Raw genomic sequence first — 18,887 nt, forward strand, 5'->3', positions numbered from 1 at the left:
GTCACCTTAGCACCAGCAACAACCTGATCAGCATCTCCGGCAAACTCAGCCTGAGTAGAAATCTCCGGATTCCTATCAGACTTCTCAGGCTTCTCATCCTTCTTAGACGTTACCGTCTGATCCGCATCATCGATGTCCTTGTGCTCAGCAACCTTATTCGGCTTCTCAGCATCCGGAGTCTCCTCACCCTTGGCATCAACCTCAGTAGAAGTCAACTCCTCAAAAGCAACCGCAGCCTCAACCGGCTCCGTCACATCACTATCAACAGTGATCTCAACATCAACCTTGCCAGCCGACTCCTGCGGAGTAAAGGTCTTCTCACCCTTACCAACCACAGACTTGTCTGCCTTATTAACCAATTCCGCATTCAGGGTGTACTTCTTCCCTGGGACCAAGTCCTTGTACTCAACGGTATCGGTCACCTTAGCACCAGCAACAACCTGATCAGCATCTCCGGCAAACTCAGCCTGAGTAGAAATCTCCGGATTCCTATCCTCGCCGCCGTCGTCGTCAGGGAGTCCGGGCTGATCCGGAGGCAAAACACGCTGGCCGCCGCCCGAGGTATGCTTATAAATTCCGTTTGGCCCGACAATAGTCAGGAATGCATCAGCGGGCTGCTTATCAATTTTAACGCTTGGATCAACATCGAACTGATCGTCGAGGTTTTGAGCGGTAGTCTTTACGATACGAAGCCCCGTCAGCTCTGTAAATTCTTGCGGGCTGCCCTCAAATCCTTGGAAACGCGACACGTTGTTGGCGTCTCCATAGCCTAGGTTTCCGTTTATGAAGTTGATGGCCGCTTCACGACCCGACGGATCAGAAATAATTGCACTCAAATACACAATATATTTCTTCGCCAACTGCTTTTGACCATTTTCCTGTGCATCTCGCAACTTCAGTGCGAGTCCGATAACAGCATCTTGATACTTTGGGTCATCGAAACTTAGAGCACCTGCAGTAGACTTCTTATAGCTACCACCTTTGTGCATTGGGTCCGCCTGCGTGTAGTCAATGCACCAGCCCCACCCAACATCGTTCGCTGCATTTCCAGTGGAGTTTCCCTCAGGTGGCGTACCGGCCCACACCAACGGGCCCCAGCTATCATCCCCAGAATTACGTACACTCTCGAGCCCCATGTCATAATTCGGTTCGAAGTCCGTCGGCTCAGCAGCCTCAGCCCTTGCCCCCGTGACAGTAACCATAGCCAAAGTTACTGCAATTACAGCAAGAACTGCAGTTAAAGCCACTCTCCCCTCTCGAGGTATTCTTCTCAATTTACTCATTCTTCCCTCTTCAGGCAATCGAATTTTACGGCTGTATTCTTACGCAGTGAGCTACTTTCCTGAGTAAAATCTGAGTTTGAGGCTGGACACACCAAGGATAAACCCAGGGTACAACCCGAATCTTGATTCCTACTCGCTGCTCACCTGGGAGGATACCACGCACAAATGTAAGCCAACAACCAGCCGACTTTATATAATTACACATTGCAAAGCTTTATTAAGCAATATATCTAGAAACCTGAAGTACCCTGAGCTTTTCTTGTTTTTTACCTTGATGTCCAGGTTTATCCAATAAAAACTATTGTTTTTATAATCCTTCTTTAACATTGGCCGACATTCGATAACTCAAGCTTCGGCGGAGCCCACCCTCGTGAGCGTGTCAAGTTGTTTGTGTGCGAAGTCGGGATTATCGATACTTGTCGAAGCGGTTAAAAAGGCTATAACCATGTGGTTGACTGCTCGTTTCCAACCTGATGCTCGTACTCCTTTAACGAGCCTGCTAGCTGTAACCAAGGCCCGTTTGCCTTGTCTCGCCCGCTAGATAGCTCGTTTGCCTTCAATAGTGTAGATCACCAAACACAACTACCTACACCCCCTGCACGCAATGATTAAGAAAACCTCGAAGCGTTTCGCACATCATAGTAAAGCGTGCGTAATTCGCGGGAAATTGCACCATCCATAAAAGTCGTGCAGTAACCGGAAGGCCCACTAAAGGATGCAGGGAACCACAATTCGAGCCTACTTTTCTAAAACTCAACAGAAATTGGATAGCGCTTCAATAGTTTGCACCCCATTAAACCCCGTCCATTACCAGCGTCATGTTCTAGCGGTTTCCGGACTTCATTAAAATGTGTTGCATTACACCCAAAATTATATTGTGAGGATTATCATCCTACAATACAGGCAATGTAGGTCTGACATCTCTTATTTAACCAAAAGCATCGCCTTTCGCCAATGACTCCTAAATATATTATTAATGGGGCAGTCAACAAGATAAATTTCACATAGTCACCCACCTTCTACGGTGCTAGTATCTCTAACGGTTTCGAACACTAACCCAGAAAGGATCGGAAATGTCTATTCCTTCTTTTATTGCTAGCGCCATCGCTGCTGTATTGCCTCTAACCGGCAGCACCGGCCCAGTTGACGCCCAAGACCAGCTTGCTGAGCCAGAGGTAACCCAGACCGCTGACGCTGAGCAGTCCACCGACCAGTCCGATGAGCCCGGCGCTCACGCCGAAAAGGGCCGCATCACCGGTGACAAGGAAGATGTAATCAACGGAGACCAGGACTACTCTGCACCCATCCTGCAGAGCGGTAAGTTGGCTGTGCAGCGCGAACTCGCGCTCGCTACCGACGAGCTGGGCCACGAGTTCATGAACATCGACTTCAAGGACAGCCACAGCGCACACCTGACCTTCCCGGACACCTATAACCCGGATACTGACCAGGCAGCCGTGGACCGCGTGCTGGAAGCACTCAAGATCAACGGCTACGACAACCTGACCGCCGCTTACTAAAGCTGATCGGGCATAGCCTCGGGGAGCCCCAAGGATCCTAAAGAAGGGGCGAGGTACCTCACCAAGGTACCTCGCCCCTTCTTTTTCTTTTATGAGCTCGTAGCTAGTCCGAGCTCATCCACGCAGCTACGTCCGTTACTGGTCTTCCATGACATCGTGGCGCACGATGGTCTGGTCGCGGCCAGGGCCGACACCGATATAAGAGATGCGGCAGCCGGACAGTTCCTCCAAGCGCAACACGTAATCCTGCGCCTTCTGCGGCAGATCCTCGAAGGTGGTGCACTCGGAGATGTCTTCGTCCCACGCCGGCATGGTTTCAAAAATCGGCTCGGCGTGGTGGAACTCGGACTGGGTAACCGGCATCTCGTCGTAACGCTTGCCATCAACGTCATAAGCCACGCAGATAGGAATCTCCCCAATGCCGGTAAGCACATCGAGCTTGGTCAAGAAGTAATCCGTAAAGCCATTCACGCGCGTGGCGTAGCGAGCAATCACGGAATCGTACCAGCCACAGCGGCGCGTGCGCCCAGTGTTCACGCCAACCTCGCCACCGGTGGTCTGCAGGTACTCGCCCCACTTATCAAAGAGCTCGGTGGGGAACGGGCCGGCGCCAACGCGGGTGGTATAGGCCTTGATAATGCCCAACGAGGTCTTAATCCGCGTCGGCCCAATGCCAGAGCCAACCGATGCCCCACCCGCAGTCGGGTTCGAGGAAGTCACGAACGGGTAGGTGCCGTGGTCAACGTCCAACATGGTTGCCTGGCCGCCCTCCATGAGTACGTTCTGGCCATTAGCAAGCGCTTCGTTCAGTTCGAGCTCGGCGTCGATGACCATGGGGCGCAGGCGGTCGCGGTAGCTTAAGAAGTACTCCACAATCTGCTCGGCCTCGATGGCCTTGCGGTTGTACATCTTCACCAGCATCTGGTTCTTAATCTCCAGCGCGGACTCGACCTTCTGGCGCAGGATGGACTCGTCGAAAATATCCTGCACGCGGATGCCAATGCGCGCGACCTTATCAGCGTAGGTCGGCCCAATGCCGCGGCCGGTGGTACCAATCGCGCGCTTGCCCAGGAAGCGCTCCTGCACGCGGTCGATGGTCTGGTGATACGGCGCCACGAGGTGCGCATTCGCGGAAATCTTCAGGCGGGAGGCATTCGCCCCGCGCGCTTCCAGGCCATCAATCTCATCAAAGAGCGCCTCGAGGTTAATCACCACGCCATTGCCCAGCACAGGGGTGGCGTTTTCAGAAAGAATACCGGCGGGCAGGAGCTTCAGCTCGTATTTTTCACCGCCGACCACGACGGTGTGCCCGGCGTTATTGCCGCCGTTCGGCTTGACTACGTAGTCAACTTTCCCGCCAAGGATATCGGTAGCCTTGCCCTTGCCTTCGTCGCCCCATTGGGCGCCGACAATGACGATCGCTGCCATCTTTTAAGTCACTTCCTCATTATTGAAGCCAAAATACGCATTTACCTTACACTTTTCTGGCCGCAATAGCCCACGTAGCATGATGTGCATGCGTTTTTTGTTCCTCCGCTGCGGCGCCCCCGGCGTTGATTTGCCCGCAGAGGCCTATGACCTTTCGGCCGTTCCTTCCCGCAAGGAGCTCTCGCTTATCGATGCCGCCGCCACCAACCTCCTCCCCCACGACCCCACGCCTTCGCTTGACGAGATCGCCGCGCAGCCCGATGTCCGCCACCTCAGCGCCCCTGCCGCCGCACCGCAGGAGCCTTACCTAGAGGACCGCCTGCGCATCGTGGTTGCGGGCTCGGATTCGGCGCTGAACGCCGTCATCACCCGGCTCATGCGCGCCGATAACCTGTGGGCCGAGGTAGCGTTCATTCCCACGGGCGAGTCGGCCGCCGCCGCTAATTGGGGCCTGCCTGCCGCGCCGCAGGAGTCCCTCGAGGTCGCCCGCACCGCCCCTGTCCGCCCGGTGCCACTCATCCGCAACGATTCCGGCCAAGCCGTCGCCGGCTCTGCAACCATTTCGGATTGGTCCAATGGCCCGCTTACCGGTGAGATCATCATCGATGATGACACCCTCGCCGCCTCCGGCCGCGGCACTTTTGGCGCGCGGCTCGTCCCCATGACCGATGCCCCTGGCATCCTGGCGGCCCGCGCAACCTCTCCAGTCGAGCCCGAAGGCCGCCTGCGCTCTCTGCTGCGCAAGCCCGGCCGCCTCGACCCGGATTCCGTCCACACCGGCCGCGCGGTCCAGGCAGGCGGTCCCCAACTGCGCGTGCTTGTCGATGCCATCCCCCACAAACGCCCCCTCACCCGCGTCACCTTCTACCGCCACCTGCGCGACCTCCAAGTAGTGCGCCCCTAGTCCACCCGTCACAGCTAACGCCGGTTCAGCCAGCTCACCCCGTCTCCGCCGACTCGGCTCTCGGTTGACTCAGCTCGCACAACTCTGCAAGCGCCCCGCTCAGCGGATATGCGGGCGAGGTCCTGCTAATTCTGCCCCTTCTGCTTATCTTTGCGCTCCCACACCTCCGGCGGGAACGCCGGGTGCGTAGAGGTAGGAACCAAGTGCGCGACGGCGGACTCGCGCGAAAGCCCGCAGACCATGAGCATGTCCACGACGATGGACCTCGTCTGCGCGAGGATCGTATATGCAGAAAGCGTCGCGTCTTCTTCGATAAGATCCATGCCCGCTTGACCGCCCACGTAGCGCAGCCGCTGCACGAGTTCGGGTATCTCTATCGCCTCATCGTGGTCCCGCTTTTGCCGGCCGTAAAGCTCTCCCACCGCGAGGATAATTTCTGATAGCTCTTCTAGGAGCTCTAGCTGCTTTGCGGATACGGTATCGCCGTCTTCAGTAAGCACTAGCGCGCGGCGCGATAGCACCCGCACCCCGCGCACCGCATTATCTACCGGCAATAGGATGCGCTCTAGGGACCGAATGCTCCTGCGCGAGGTCCACAAAAGCGGCGATACTTCCGATGCCTCCCTGCCCGATTGCGCCGCGCTCAGCAGCGTATTCACGTCATTTTGCGTGCCGCGCACCGCATCGCGGGCATCGCGAATAATCTCGGGATTGGTATCGCGGATGCCATGCGTGACGTCGTTGAGAATGCTGGATGCAATCCTCAACACCTTCGACACCTCGCGCCGAGCTTCCTTCAGCGGGGAATTCGGGATAAGCGCAATCGTGATAAGCCCAATGCCGGAACCAATCATCGCGTCGATCGCCCGGTGCAGGCCACCCGGTCCCTCGGTGGGCGGAAAAATCGTGGCAATAAGGATGGAACCAAAGACAATCTGGTTGGACACCAGCGGCGATTTCGTAATAAAAGACCCCACAACCAAGCCTGCTCCCACAATGAAGAGGATCTGGAACGGCCCCTGCCCCACCACTTGGAACAGCAAATCGCCCAAGGCCACGCCGACGATGCCGCCCAGTGACATCTCCACTGCCCTTTTCATCCTGTCCCCGCCCGAAAGCCCCAGAATGATGACAGCCGAGATGGGCGCGAAGAACGGCTGCGGATGCCCAAAGAGGGAGCTAGCCACCCAATACGCCAATGCGGCACCGACGGTGGCCTGGATTATATAAACGAAGCGCGAACGGATGCGTTGCAGACGCGATAATACTGAACGGTCCACCACCCGCAGCATTTGCCTCGTTGAGACTCTTTGTTTCGCTTCCGACATGTCCTCCAGCATAGAAGACCGCTGTCTACCACCGCCCCCGAATACCCGCATCCCGGCCTGCGCCAGGTTGTGGATAACCCGCTGTATGCGTGCGACACCAACCCCCGCCGCGCGAGAATTCCACAGAATCGCCGTTTCGCCTTACCCATCCATTGCCGCGTACCCGTTCCGCTTTTACCGTCAGGAGCCGTGAACACAGAATTTTTACAACTTTGCCGTCGCGGTGTGGACCTCGTCGCCGAGTTTCAGGGATGCTCCGAACAGCAGCTCATCGAAGCCGGCGCCAGCCAGCTCCTCGCCGCGCAACTCGCCCGCCTCCAGCACACATATTTCGGCCGCACCTCCAATAGCCGCAAGCAGCGCCTCGCCTGCGAGGCCGCTCGTTCTCGCGGCCACGACCTCGCCATCCTCGAAAGCATCGAGTCTTTCGCCCACCGCGTGAAAGACACCAACCGCAGTTGGGATCTTCGCCTAGAGCTCTGCCGCGCAGAAGCCCACCTGATTCCGGCAATCGCAAAGAAGCGCCTCAAACAGCTCAATCCCGCCAAGCGTCCCTCGCACGGCGTCCGCTATACCCGACGCCCCGATGGTCCCCACACCATCTCCATCACCGCGGAGCCCACTGATATCGCGGATATCAAGGGCGTTCTCGCTTCCGTGGATAAGGAAAACCCGCTCGCAGCCGCCAAGCAGGTCATCCTCGAGGGCAATCCCGGCGCGCTGCCTGCGGTGCATACCAATGTGATCATCACCCTTGACCAGCTAGACCGCATCACTGCTGGCCAGGGCGATGACATCATGCTTCAGCTTTCCAACGGCGCGCGCATGTCCGGCGCCCAGCTCGTCGCCCGGACCCTCGCCCAACGCGGTTACGTCAGCTTGGTCCATCCTGAGCACGGCGCGGTGAACCTGTATCGCACCGAGCGCATGGCCAGCTGGAAGCAGCGCATGCTAGCCCGCGCGGAACATCCTATTTGCGCTTGGCCCGGCTGCTCCACGCCTGCCGATGACGCCCAAGTCCACCACATCACCGCCTGGGCAGCCGGCGGCCCCACAAACCAAGAAAACCTCGTAACGCTCTGCGCTCATCACAATGCGGTGAATCAAGATGATGATTCCCGCCCCACCGCACGCGGGCGCATGGTTCGCATCAAGGGCCGCATCGCCTGGATCCCGCCGTGGAGCGGCAACCCGCGGTTTATCCCCTCACCCGCCTATTCACCACGACCAACAAGGAGTTCTACCTAGCCCTCGCCTGACCCACCCAATCCGGCCGGTCTGCCTAGTCCGCCTCGTCCACTGGTCCCCGCTGTATCTGCCGTTCCCTCCTGGCCTTACCAGACTATATTTATGCCCAATCTCGCTGGCATAGCTGGTCGGGCCGGCATAGCTTGTCTGGCTGATCTGGCATACCTGCCTGCTCTGTCTCATATCCGGCAAGGCCGCGCCCCATCCTCGCGCCCCGCAGATAGGCCCAGCGTTAGGTCTAGAAATGGGACTAGAAATAAGAAAAGCCGCCTCCCGCATAGGGGGAAGCGGCTACTTCGTCGTGCCTGCGGCGCGACCGCGCCTTCGGCTTAGACTCGTCCTACTTGGCCGTGGTCTTACCCACGGAGTGGAGGTCCTGGCATGCCTCGATGACGCGCTCGGACATACCCTGCTCTGCCTTCTTCAGGTAAGAGCGTGGGTCGTAGACCTTCTTGTTGCCTACCTCGCCGTCAATCTTGAACACGCCGTCGTAGTTTTCCATCATGTGGCGAGCTACTGGGTTGGTAAACGCATACTGGGTATCGGTGTCCACGTTCATCTTGATGACGCCGTAGCGCAGCGCCTCTTCGATCTTCTCCTTCTCAGAGCCGGAACCGCCGTGGAATACGAAGTCAAAGGCGTGCTCACCCTCGCTCAGGCCGAGCTTCTTCTGCGCAACCTTCTGGCCCTCCAGCAGAACCTCGGGGCGCAGCTTCACGTTGCCCGGCTTGTAGACGCCGTGCACGTTACCGAAGGTAGCGGCCAACAGGTAGCGGCCCTTCTCGCCGGTGCCCAGTGCATCGATGGTCTTTTCAAAGTCTTCCGGGGTCGTGTACAGGTTATCGCCGGCCTTGGCTTCGACACCGTCTTCTTCACCGCCGACAACGCCAATCTCTGCCTCGAGAATGATGTGTGCCTTCTTCGCCTTTTCCAGAAGCTCCTGGGCGATGACCAAGTTTTCATCGATCGGAATAGCAGAGCCGTCCCACATGTGGGACTGGAACAGCGGGTTCTCGCCGCGGTCGACGCGCTCCTGGGAGATGGCCATCAGCGGACGAACGTAATCATCCAGAACTTCCTTCTGGCAGTGGTCGGTGTGCAGGGCGATATTGACGCCGTAGTGCTTCGCTGCCTCGTGTGCGAAGGCGGCTAGGGCCTGAGCACCTTTAACCTTGTTCTTGACCGCGAGGCCAGAGCCGAACTCTGCACCACCGGTGGAGAATTGGATGATGCCGTCAGACTCTGCCTCGGCAAAGCCCTTCAGTGCTGCGTTGATCGTTTCAGACGAGGTGCAGTTGATGGCTGGGAATGCGAAGCCGTTCTGCTTCGCGGTGTCCAGCATCTGGTTATACGCCTCGGGGGTTGCAATTGGCATGAAATTCCATCCTTAAGTGGGATTGCGGTCAAACACGTTCCAACACCCAATTATGCCCACATTTCCGGATTTCCGCCGCAAAATTTGTGTGACATTTCCTGTGTTTACTGCCCAACTCTCAAAAATGCAGCGCCCCCACACGGCAAACCCCGCGCTAGGCGTTTAACAGCACGGTTAAACGCAGCTAATCGCGACCCGATTTTTCATGCAGGTCACGAGCTACCCGGGCGCACGCCTCCAGAAGCATCCACCCAGACAGCTGCACGGATAGGTCGCGCTCATCCACGCGAATGATGCCCATCTTTTCACTGACGGTCGTGTGCCCGAAGCCGTAGTTGTGCGGTAGGCGGGCATCGGCAGTCCAATCAGAGCCAAAAATTGGCAGGCCATCGACCTCGAGCCGGTGCTCCCACACGGATTCGGCAGACGCCACCACCATGCGGGTCGCCAACTTTTTGGTGGCCCGGTTCGCGGGCGAGTCTCCGGGCAACCGCACAGCAACATCAGCAAGATAGCGCATCAGGATGCCCTTAAACAGGCCGCCATCACCATCACCGGTCTCCCAATCCACGACGCCAGACGGAGTCGCCATCCCAGAAGCAATAGCCTGCACCAGGCCACGGATCTTGATGATGTAGCTCATCATCTCGGATGCCAGTTCGGCCTCGTAAACGCTGTCGATCTGCTCCAGCTTGCCGATGCTCGACTCCTCCCGCATCGCCAACACAATCTCCAGGCATGCCCCCAACATCACGCCTTGGCAATACGGGTGGATTTGTTTGACGATCTCAGGACCATCCATGCGCATGCGCACGCCGTCCATGATGAAGCCATCTTCATTCACCAGGTTGTCGTAGACCCAGTCAACGATGCGGCGGGCTGCGGTAATGTTTCCCATTCGCGCCAGCATGATGGCTCCGGGCCCATTGGCCGGCACGTTCATGAAGTTCTCGCCATCACGCCACGGCAATATGCCCAGTGAGTCATCGAGGCCCTCGGTGATATTTCCCTGCAAAGACGATAACGCCTTGGGCGGTTTCATCTTTTTTACCTCGCCCACGCGCCCTAGGGCGAGGGCGAGCCAGGCTTTGTCGTCGAAGTACTTATTTTTGGTCAACTGCGCAAGATTCCGCACGCGGATCCCGCGCGTGGTGTCAAGGATGCGCTGGCGGCGGGCCTTAGTATTCTTCCGTTCCGCCGCATCGACAAGGCAGTCGAGGTAGTGCGCCTGCCACCAGTAGTGCCAGTGCACGAGGAGTTTTTCTTTCGTGGTGGGCGGCCAGCTGACGATGGCGAGGTTGGTTCGCGGCAGGCCCCATACGGAATGCGCATGGCGCTCATCAATGGCGGTTTCCGCGAGTTCGGCGCGGTGGGCCCACTTTTCTTCCACGATTTCTTTATCACTCCAGTAGCAAGGTTTATTACAGTTAGTGTAACGATCTCTTACCAGGAATTGTGCAGATCGGCGTGCTGCCGGATCCAGGTATGCATGGCGATGCCCGCGGCCACACCAGCGTTGATGGACCGCGTGGAGCCAAATTGCGCGATGGAGCAGGTCATGAGGGCGGCATCTTGCGCGGCGGCGCTTACTCCGGGACCTTCTTGCCCGAATAGCAGCAGGCTGCGTTCCGGCAGTTCGGCGGTTTCGAGGGGCACGCAACCGGGGGTGTTATCAATGGCCACGACCGTGAGGTTTTCCTCGGCTGCCCAGGCAATGAGCTTATCGACGCTCTCATGGTGCCGCAGATGCTGATACCTATCCGTCACCATGGCGCCGCGGCGGTTCCACCGGCGCCGCCCCACAATGTGGACGGTATCGACGGCAAAGGCATTGGCGGTGCGCACGACGGTGCCGATATTGGCGTCATTTTCAAAGTTCTCGATGGCGATATGCAGGCTGTGCCGCCGCTTATCGATGTCCCCCTTAATCGCCTCCCTCCGCCAATACCGATACGCGTCGACGACATTGCGCCGGTCGCCCTCGCGCAGGAGCTCCGGATCGTATTTTTCAGCCTCCGGCCCTTGCGGCCAGGGCCCTTCCCAAGGCCCCACGCCGTGGCGGCCCTCATTCCATTCGGTCGGCCCCTTCGCCTCCTCGGGCTGTTCTTGCTGTTCTCGCTGCTCCTGCTGCTCTGGTTGCGCAGAACTCTCGGCCTGCCCGGCGGGTGCCTCTTGGCGTGCCTGGTCCATCTCGTTACGCGAGTCCAAGATCGTCCAAGCCAAGCAGGGAACGGTATTCAAGGCCCTCGGCCGAGATAACATCCTCGGCTCCGGTGGCGCGGTCAACGACGGTAGCTACGCCAACTACTTCTGCTCCAGCTTCGCGCAATGCGGCGACTGCTGTGAGCGGCGAGTTGCCGGTCGTGGTGGTGTCCTCGACGACCAGCACCTTCTTTCCGGTCACATCCGCGCCCTCGATGCGGCGCTGCATGCCGTGCTTTTTGGCTTCTTTGCGCACGACGAAGGCGTCGATATCGCGGCCCTCGGCATGCATGATGGAGGTCGCTACCGGGTCCGCGCCAAGGGTTAAGCCTCCGACGGCAGCAAAATCCCAATCCGCGGTGAGCTCGCGAAGCAAGGACCCGATGAGGCGGGAGGCTTCGTGGTGCAAGGTCGCACGGCGCAAATCGACGTAGTAATCGGCCTCTTTGCCCGAGGACAAAGTCACCTTGCCGTGCACAACGGCAAGCTCCTTGACCAGTTCCGCGAGACGCTTCTTCTTGTCTTCTTGCAGGTGCACTTCAGTCATCGCATTGCTCCTTTTCTAGAGTTTTCTTCGGAGTGTGAGGGAAATCCCTGGCTACATGGGCCAACGCAACATTCTAGGCTACTCCCCCTGCTGCGGCTCGGAATCGTCACCGCGGTCTTTATCATCGTTCTCCCATCCAGCGGCCGAGCCACTGACGTCTTGGGAGGCAGCGTCGAGGCCGTCGCCAGAAGCATCTCCCGAAGCGTCGCCGAAGATGGAAGCCTCCCCAAATTGCTGGCGCGGCAGGCGGGCAGTGCCTGAGTCGGGCGTGGGGCGTTCATTGCCATCGGCAATGGCATCGACCTCGTCCGCCCCAATCGCCGTGTGTTCAACCGGACCGCGGGTCTCGGAGTACGTGCGCGAGGGCATATCCAACGGTTCCTCCGGCCGTTGAATGACCGGCCGGGAAAACTCCGGCTGCCCCGCCGCCGCTGTTCCACCCACCGCATCGACCACAGGTGCCGCGGGAATTTCCCTGGCTGGGTCCAAGTCCTCAAGGTGGATGGTATGCACGGAGGAGGAACGGGGTGGGAGGACGCGGGAAGCATCGGCAAGTAAAGCCAGGGGCGGGAGCATTGCCTCCCAATCCGCGGTACGCGAGTGCTTGGTGGTTTGTGCCAAAACCCACTCGGTCTCCAGCCACAGCGCCGACACCACCTCCGGCATGCGTTGCAGTGCGATGCGCACGCGTTCGTCCACCATCCGCTCCGTCACGCCGCGATCGGAGGAATATACATCGAAACCTTCGATGCTCATGGCCATTAACAGGTCCTCGGACATCTCGGCCTCCTGGCTGCCGAAACGCTGGAAATCAATGACCACATCCGATGCCGCTCCCGTCCGCATCGCCATCACATTCACGCCGTCGATATCCATCAGCAACATTTCGTGGCCATACACGTTGCCGGCAACGATGTCTTTCGGCGCGGCGCCGGAGGAGGCCACTCCCCTTGTCCATTCATCGACAAGGTACTGGTCCGACTTCATGTACTCAAAGCCCCGGGTCTCCGCCCAGTTCTTGCGCTCCCGACGAATGGTGCCAGGGATAAGCGGCCGCGGCCGCCCTACCGGCTTAGGCTTTGCGTGACCTTCCGGTTGTTCTTCAGTCCCCTCTTGGCCTGCCTCTTCGAGGGAGTCAGCCGCACCCGATTCCGTTTCTGCGCCAGCTTCCGACGTCTCTTCAGTGCTGCCTGCAGTGTTGGCACGGGCAGCACTGCCAGCACTGCCAGCACTGCCAGTATTACTGGCACTGCCGACGTTATCGGAACTGCTGGTGCTGTCGGAGCCGGTTGCATGGGCGTCATTGGGGCCGGCGGTAGAGGCGGTGGCGTTGGCGGCAGTGGCAGCAGTGGCGGCGCTGCCTTTTACAACGCCATTATCTGAAACAGCCTCGGAGTCGTTAGCGCGGGCTTCGTCGCTGGCATTGGCGTCACTGGCGCTATCTTCACTCGCCCTGTCATCACCGCTGCGGCCTGATTCGCCTGCAGCGCGATGGTGACGGCCTGAAGAGGTAGCGGAGGAAGAATCGGATTCAACATCGGGGGACGGCGAGTACTTCGCCGCGAAACCGGGGTGGTCCTCAGCACCGCCTTCGCTCTCAGAATCTGTAACGGCCTCAGAGCCTGCGGCGTCTTCCGCATCCTCTTCAGTTTCCCCCTTAGTTTCGGGGCGTGCGTGGGAAGGCGCATCCTGGTCTTCCCAGGTGTCCCAGCCTTTCCGGTCGTGCTGGGATGCAGTATCGCGCTGGGCATCGGCTACGCGCTGCGTGCGGTCGTAGTACAGCAAAAAGCCACCGGCGATGCCGAGCACGAGTGCGAAAATCAGGAGTAAAGAAGCCATCATCTCCCGATAATAATAGGTACCGGCAGCCCACGGTGCCGGTACCAGTCGGAATCGGAGCGATTAATTGGAATTAATCGTCAACCGAAGTCCTATCCCCGCGTTCCACTGGGTTGGTCGGGTCTGCAGACCACTGCGACCAGCCACCGATGTAGTGACGCAGGCCGGTAAATCCTGCGTCCTCCATCGCTGCGAGTGCCAGCGCGGAGTGGTTGCCCGAACCGGAATAGATAATTGCGTCCTTGGTGTTTTCCTGGGTCAATCCGGCAGCGGCCAGCACTTCACGGATTTCATCCGGCGACTTCAATGTGCGCACCCCATCGTTGTGGAAGAGGCGCTCGGGAACATTGACCGCACCCGGGATGTGGCCCGCCTTCAAGTCCAGGTTCTCGCGGCGGCCGGCAAAGCGGTTGCTCGAGCGCGTATCGATGAGCACGCCATCGTGCTTGCGGACGTCATCAATCGTGGCGGTAGGCAGCTGGCCGGGAGTGACCTCGAACGTCGAGCCGACCGCGATATTGCCCGGCCCCGTCAGGGTTTGGTAACCGTGCGCGAGCCAGTTTTCCAGACCGCCATCGAGGATGCGCACATCAGTCAGGCCTGCCCACCGCAGCGTCCACCACGCACGGCCAGCAAAAAGCCCGCGGCCCTCGTCATAGACCACCACGGGGCGGTCTTCCTGCAGGCCCCAAGAACGGATCCAGGACTGCAACTTATCTTCGTCCGGAAGCGGGTTGCGGCCATTGCGCGAGCCGGGAAGGCCGACGAAGGCCGCGCCGGTATCGCCAAATAGCGCGGTGGGAATGTGCTGGGAAGCAAAGTCGATGAAGCTTTGGCCCGTCTTGGGCTGCCAGTGGGTGCCGAGGAGGGTGAAACGATCGCCGTGGTAGATGGATTCTTTGAGTTCCTGCGGGGAAACTAAAATGCTCATGCCTTCCAGTCTAAAGGCATGAGCATTATTTTTCGCCCGGTAATTTAGCGAGCGGAGATATCCAGCTCCGCGCCGCCATCGGCGACGTCAACGTGGACGGTATCGCCATCGGCAATATCGCCAGCCAAAAGCTTCTTCGCTAGCTTGTCACCGATAGCCTGCTGGATGGTCCGGCGCAGCGGGCGGGCACCGTAGGCGGGGTCATAGCCGCGGTCAGCCAACCAGGACTTGGCGGAATCGGATACCTGCAGCGTCAGGCGGCGGGCCTCCAGGCGCTCGGTGAGACCGCGCAGCTGGATGTCCACGATGCCGCGCAGCAGCTCCTCCGACAACGGCTCGAACATCACCACATCATCGAGGCGGTTGATGAACTCCGGCTTGAAGGCACGCTTTACGGCCTCCATGGTTTCGTCCTTCGTACCGCCAGCGCCCAGGTTGGACGTCAAAATGATGACGGTATTGCGGAAGTCGACGGTGCGACCCTGGCCATCGGTAAGCCGCCCCTCATCCAGGACCTGGAGGAGGACGTCGAAGACGTCGGGGTGGGCCTTTTCCACTTCGTCGAAAAGCACGAGCGTATAAGGCCGACGCCGCACGGCCTCGGTGAGCTGGCCACCGGCTTCGTGGCCGACGTATCCCGGAGGGGCACCGACGAGCCGGGAGACGGAGTGCTTCTCGCCGTACTCGGACATATCGATGCGCACCATGGCAGATTCATCGTCGAAGAGGAAGTCCGCCAGCGCCTTAGCCAGCTCCGTCTTACCCACGCCGGTAGGGCCGAGGAAGAGGAAAGAGCCGGTCGGGCGGTTGGGGTCAGCCACGCCCGCACGGGAGCGACGCACGGCATCGGAAACAGCGGTCACGGCCTCGCGCTGGCCGACGACCCGCTTGCCCAACACCGCCTCCATGTTCAGCAGCTTCTCGGTCTCGCCCTGCAACATCTTGCCGGCGGGAATGCCGGTCCACGCGGAGACGACCTCCGCGATGGTATCCGGGCTGACCTCCTCATCCAGCATGGTATTGCGCTGGGCGGCGGCCTTTTCCTCGGCTGCTGCCAGGTCCTTTTCCAGCGGTGGGATCTTGCCGTAGTTGATCTCGGAGGCTAGGGCGAGGTCGCCATCGCGCTCGGCAATTTCTGCTTGGCGGCGGAGATCGTCGAGTTCTTCCTTGATATCCTGCACGTCATCGATGGCCTTCTTCTCGTTGGCCCAGCGCGCCTTGAGCTCGCCGAGCTTTTCGCGCTGGTCCGCGAGCTCGCCCTGCAGGGCGGCCAGGCGGTCCTTGGAGGCGGCGTCGGATTCCTTCTTCAGCGCGAGCTCCTCGATCTCCATGCGGCGAACGATGCGCTCAAGCTCATCGATTTCCTGCGGCGAGGAGTCGATTTCCATGCGCAGGCGGGAACCGGCTTCATCGACTAGGTCGATGGCCTTATCCGGCAGGAAGCGGTTGGTGATGTAGCGGTTCGATAGCTCCGCTGCCGAAACCAAGGCCGAGTCCATGATGCGCACGCCGTGGTGTACCTCGTAGCGCTCCTTGAGCCCGCGCAGGATACCGATGGTGTCTTCCACGGACGGCTCTGCAGCATAGACCTGCTGGAAACGCCGCTCGAGGGCGGCGTCCTTTTCGATGTACTTGCGGTACTCATCCAGCGTGGTTGCACCAACGAGGCGCAGCTCACCGCGGGCCAGCATGGGCTTGATCATGTTGCCGGCGTCCATGGAGCCTTCGCCGGTAGCGCCGGCGCCGACGATGGTGTGCAGCTCATCGATGAAGGTGATGATTTCGCCCTCAGACTGCTTAATCTCATCCAGAACCGCCTTGAGGCGCTCCTCGAACTCGCCGCGGAACTTGGCGCCGGCGACCATAGAGCCGAGATCCAGGCTGATAAGCGTCTTGCCCTTCAGGGACTCGGGGACGTCGCCAGCCACGATGCGGCGGGCCAGGCCCTCAACGATCGCAGTTTTGCCGACGCCCGGCTCACCAATCAACACCGGGTTATTCTTCGTCCTGCGCGAAAGCACCTGGACGACGCGCCGGATTTCCTGATCGCGCCCAATGACCGGGTCGATCTTGCCCTCGCGCGCCCGCGCGGTGAGGTCGGTGGCGTACTTTTCCAGGGCCTGGAATTGGTCTTCCGGGTTCTCCGAGGTCACCTTGGCGGCCCCGCGCACGGAGGGGAAGGCGCCCTTAATGGCGTCGTAGGTTGCGCCGCGGCCGGTCAGCAACTCGGCAGCGTCGGTCTTCGAACCGGCGATGGCGGCGAGGAGGACTTCGGTGGACACGAACTCATCGCCAAGCTCGCCCGCCAATTCCTGCGACTTGGTCAGTACGTTCAGGCCATCCCGGTTGAATTGCGGGTTAGACATATTGGCGCCCTCGGCGCTGGGATAAGAGTTAACCAGCTCGCGCGCTTCCTTCAACACGGTATCCGGGTCAACGCCGGTGGCCTTAAGCACCGGCTCGGCGATGCCGCCTTCCTGCCCAAGAATGGCCGCCAGCAAGTGCGCCGGGCGGATATCCGGGTTGCCATTCGCGGACGCGGTCTGCAGGGCTTCCTGCAGCGCCTCTTGTGTCTTGGTGGTGGGGTTAAAAGAACTCATGTGTACGTTTCTCCTTCTAAGATTTATTCATCCATTTTAAGGATTCACTTGGTATAACGCACATAAAGTTGAGCCTATTCCACTCAACCCGAACTTTTTGAGTCCATCCGGCTCAACTTTCCGGTTTCTGCCACAACAGCCCTACCGAAGTCCGGCCGGCCCAGTAGTGGGGGCGCACGGTGTAATCGAGGTGGGGGCTTAGGGGCCCGGCAAGCAAGCGAATTGGCTGCACGCCGAAGCCGGGCCGCCACACCAAAAATGTGGGAGCCCGGCTTGCACAGAGTGGATTTGTGAAGGCTAGGTTTCTTGTTTCTGGCCCACGTGGCCGATGCCCTCTTTGAAAATCGTGCCGCGCGGCGGAAGCAAGCCCATGAACTTGAACGTCAGGTACACGCCGATGGAAATGGCCAGCGAGACGGCACCGAACGCGCCGGTAAACCCGTACATCACGGCCATCGGCGCGATGATGGTCCACGAAATCTCGAACGGGCCGAAGCCGATGTAGGCCATGCCGTATTCGGAAAGCGTTCCGGATTTCAGCTTCGGATCGACGATCTTAAGCACGGCGATGCCGGTAGCCACGGTAGCCGTCGCCCAGCCCCAGCCGAAGATGCCGCGCTCGATCCAGCGCTCGCCAAAGAACTCGGCGGGGAACCACATCAAGAAGAACGTACAGAAGATGGTGCCCAGAATGAACAGGACCAGCAGCGCCTGCCAGTAGGAAGCGATAGCGGCAGGAACAATGGCGGCCACGCCGAAGGCGATGAGGTAATCGGTAGCGGCACCGGAGATGGAGGATACGGAATCCTTATCCAGGTAATCCTCGGCGCCGACGAAGTTCATGATGGCGCGGAAGATGAGGCCGATAACCATGGACATCGCAAAGAGCGGGATGGAAACATTTTCCCAAATGCTAGAAATGCCCTTATTGACGCCGTACGCCGTCATAACCGTGAGGATGATGAAGCCGAAGTGCAGCGCGAGCGGCTCGATGGAAGAAGGGTTGGTGGTCGCGCGGCCCAGAGAGGGGCGCTCATCCAGGTTCTTGATGTAGCCGCGGCGAATCTCTTCCGGTAGCTCCTTGGGGACGTAGGACACCTTGCCCTTGCGGATGCCCCAGTTACCAGCGATGACACCGCCGATAATCGCGGCCAGGGTGCCGACGGTCGCGGAGGTAAAGCCCAGGGACGCTGCCGCTTCGGCGCCGACGCCCTCCAGCGCGCCACCCACAGCGGCGGCCGTGCCGAAGCCACCGGTAAAGCCAACCGGCAGCATCATGCCGAACCAGTTGGGGGTATCAAAGACTGGGGCGAAGAAGAGCAAACCCAGCACGATGAACAGACCCCACTGGCCGGTAAACATCATGGTGGAATAGCCCCACATATTGCGCGCGCCCTTGCCCATGTTGCCGCCGACCTCCATGGAATACGCCATCGAGGCAAAGACCACGGCGATCAGGATTGAGGTGTAGTCGCCGAGGTTATCGGAGAAGTTGATCCACCCCAGCACGTTGGGCCCGACGAGCAGGCCGATTAGGCCGGCGGTAATGGGGGCAGGCAGCAATAAGTCCTGGAAGATAAACTTCACTTGGTGGCGCAAAATATTGCCGATGACCATGAGTAAGGAAATCCAACCCACGTCCAGCATGAGCGTATAAGCGGAAAAATCTTCCATGGGAATCC

General features: G+C 59.4%; 14 protein-coding genes. 3 read left to right on the plus strand and 11 right to left on the minus strand.

Translation table 11 applies throughout. The features are described from left to right. Nucleotides 1-1,247: VaFE repeat-containing surface-anchored protein (locus QP891_RS07325; protein ID WP_284783074.1), on the minus strand; the 1,247-nt coding region annotated here is incomplete at its 3' end. A 1,109-nt stretch (nucleotides 1,248-2,356) separates the two neighbouring features. Here QP891_RS07325 and QP891_RS07330 point away from each other — a divergent pair. Continuing rightward, on the plus strand, nucleotides 2,357-2,803 hold the full coding sequence (locus tag QP891_RS07330; RefSeq protein WP_284770440.1) for a hypothetical protein: 447 nt from the start codon (nucleotides 2,357-2,359) through the stop codon (nucleotides 2,801-2,803). A 135-nt stretch (nucleotides 2,804-2,938) separates the two neighbouring features. Here QP891_RS07330 and QP891_RS07335 read toward each other — a convergent pair whose 3' ends face one another. After that, the gene (locus QP891_RS07335; RefSeq protein WP_284770439.1) at nucleotides 2,939-4,231 is read right to left on the minus strand and encodes an adenylosuccinate synthase; all 1,293 of its coding nucleotides are present in this window, start codon (nucleotides 4,229-4,231) and stop codon (nucleotides 2,939-2,941) included. Nucleotides 4,232-4,319: 88 nt separating this feature from the next. Here QP891_RS07335 and QP891_RS07340 point away from each other — a divergent pair, with 88 nt between their 5' ends. Continuing rightward, on the plus strand, nucleotides 4,320-5,135 hold the full coding sequence (locus QP891_RS07340; RefSeq protein WP_284770438.1) for a hypothetical protein: 816 nt from the start codon (nucleotides 4,320-4,322) through the stop codon (nucleotides 5,133-5,135). Nucleotides 5,136-5,260: 125 nt separating this feature from the next. Here QP891_RS07340 and QP891_RS07345 read toward each other — a convergent pair whose 3' ends face one another. After that, on the minus strand, nucleotides 5,261-6,475 hold the full coding sequence (locus tag QP891_RS07345) for an FUSC family protein (RefSeq protein ID WP_284770437.1): 1,215 nt from the start codon (nucleotides 6,473-6,475) through the stop codon (nucleotides 5,261-5,263). Nucleotides 6,476-6,652: 177 nt separating this feature from the next. On the opposite strand from QP891_RS07345, the gene QP891_RS07350 reads away from it, so the two are divergent. Beyond that, a complete protein-coding gene (locus QP891_RS07350; protein ID WP_284770436.1) occupies nucleotides 6,653-7,711 on the plus strand; it encodes an HNH endonuclease signature motif containing protein in 1,059 nt (352 codons plus the stop codon). A gap of 340 nt (nucleotides 7,712-8,051) precedes the next feature. Here the strand turns inward: QP891_RS07350 and fbaA are convergent, their stop codons facing one another. From fbaA to QP891_RS07390, 8 genes are all read right to left on the minus strand, one after another. Then, nucleotides 8,052-9,086, minus strand: a complete 1,035-nt coding sequence (gene fbaA / locus QP891_RS07355) for a class II fructose-bisphosphate aldolase (RefSeq protein WP_023024081.1) — start codon at nucleotides 9,084-9,086, stop codon at nucleotides 8,052-8,054. Nucleotides 9,087-9,270: 184 nt separating this feature from the next. Beyond that, complete coding sequence (locus QP891_RS07360) at nucleotides 9,271-10,476, minus strand: glycoside hydrolase family 76 protein (protein ID WP_284770434.1); 1,206 nt, start codon at nucleotides 10,474-10,476, stop codon at nucleotides 9,271-9,273. 53 nt (nucleotides 10,477-10,529) lie between these two features. Continuing rightward, complete coding sequence (locus QP891_RS07365; protein ID WP_284770474.1) at nucleotides 10,530-11,276, minus strand: TrmH family RNA methyltransferase; 747 nt, start codon at nucleotides 11,274-11,276, stop codon at nucleotides 10,530-10,532. A 4-nt stretch (nucleotides 11,277-11,280) separates the two neighbouring features. After that, entirely contained in the window at nucleotides 11,281-11,835 is a 555-nt protein-coding gene (gene pyrE, locus QP891_RS07370; RefSeq protein WP_284770433.1) for an orotate phosphoribosyltransferase, read from the minus strand. A gap of 78 nt (nucleotides 11,836-11,913) precedes the next feature. Beyond that, nucleotides 11,914-13,677: a TtfA family protein gene (locus QP891_RS07375; RefSeq protein ID WP_284770432.1), complete on the minus strand. Its 1,764-nt coding sequence runs from the start codon at nucleotides 13,675-13,677 to the stop codon at nucleotides 11,914-11,916. 70 nt (nucleotides 13,678-13,747) lie between these two features. Further along, nucleotides 13,748-14,605 (minus strand): sulfurtransferase, encoded by an 858-nt coding sequence (locus QP891_RS07380; protein WP_284770431.1) that lies wholly within the window; start codon nucleotides 14,603-14,605, stop codon nucleotides 13,748-13,750. Nucleotides 14,606-14,649: 44 nt separating this feature from the next. Further along, nucleotides 14,650-17,205 carry an ATP-dependent chaperone ClpB gene (clpB, locus tag QP891_RS07385; RefSeq protein ID WP_284770430.1) on the minus strand — a complete coding sequence of 852 codons (2,556 nt, stop codon included), beginning with the start codon at nucleotides 17,203-17,205 and terminating at the stop codon, nucleotides 14,650-14,652. Between the two features lie 297 nt (nucleotides 17,206-17,502). After that, nucleotides 17,503-18,879, minus strand: coding sequence for a sodium/glutamate symporter (locus QP891_RS07390; RefSeq protein ID WP_284770429.1), 1,377 nt, complete (start codon nucleotides 18,877-18,879; stop codon nucleotides 17,503-17,505). Nucleotides 18,880-18,887: the final 8 nt, after the last annotated feature.

Source organism: Corynebacterium sp. MSK310, from assembly GCF_030227355.1.
Classification (GTDB): domain Bacteria; phylum Actinomycetota; class Actinomycetes; order Mycobacteriales; family Mycobacteriaceae; genus Corynebacterium; species Corynebacterium rhinophilum.

What these genes read in the sequence shown, in the direction of transcription:
- QP891_RS07330 (WP_284770440.1), top strand. Translation starts at nt 2,357, where the DNA reads ATGTCTATTCCTTCTTTTATTGCTAGCGCCATCGCTGCTGTATTGCCT.
- QP891_RS07335 (WP_284770439.1), bottom strand. Translation starts at nt 4,231, where the DNA reads ATGGCAGCGATCGTCATTGTCGGCGCCCAATGGGGCGACGAAGGCAAG.
- QP891_RS07340 (WP_284770438.1), top strand. Translation starts at nt 4,320, where the DNA reads ATGCGTTTTTTGTTCCTCCGCTGCGGCGCCCCCGGCGTTGATTTGCCC.
- QP891_RS07345 (WP_284770437.1), bottom strand. Translation starts at nt 6,475, where the DNA reads ATGCTGGAGGACATGTCGGAAGCGAAACAAAGAGTCTCAACGAGGCAA.
- fbaA (WP_023024081.1), bottom strand. Translation starts at nt 9,086, where the DNA reads ATGCCAATTGCAACCCCCGAGGCGTATAACCAGATGCTGGACACCGCG.
- QP891_RS07365 (WP_284770474.1), bottom strand. Translation starts at nt 11,276, where the DNA reads ATGGACCAGGCACGCCAAGAGGCACCCGCCGGGCAGGCCGAGAGTTCT.
- pyrE (WP_284770433.1), bottom strand. Translation starts at nt 11,835, where the DNA reads ATGACTGAAGTGCACCTGCAAGAAGACAAGAAGAAGCGTCTCGCGGAA.
- QP891_RS07375 (WP_284770432.1), bottom strand. Translation starts at nt 13,677, where the DNA reads ATGATGGCTTCTTTACTCCTGATTTTCGCACTCGTGCTCGGCATCGCC.
- QP891_RS07380 (WP_284770431.1), bottom strand. Translation starts at nt 14,605, where the DNA reads ATGAGCATTTTAGTTTCCCCGCAGGAACTCAAAGAATCCATCTACCAC.
- clpB (WP_284770430.1), bottom strand. Translation starts at nt 17,205, where the DNA reads ATGAGTTCTTTTAACCCCACCACCAAGACACAAGAGGCGCTGCAGGAA.
- QP891_RS07390 (WP_284770429.1), bottom strand. Translation starts at nt 18,879, where the DNA reads ATGGAAGATTTTTCCGCTTATACGCTCATGCTGGACGTGGGTTGGATT.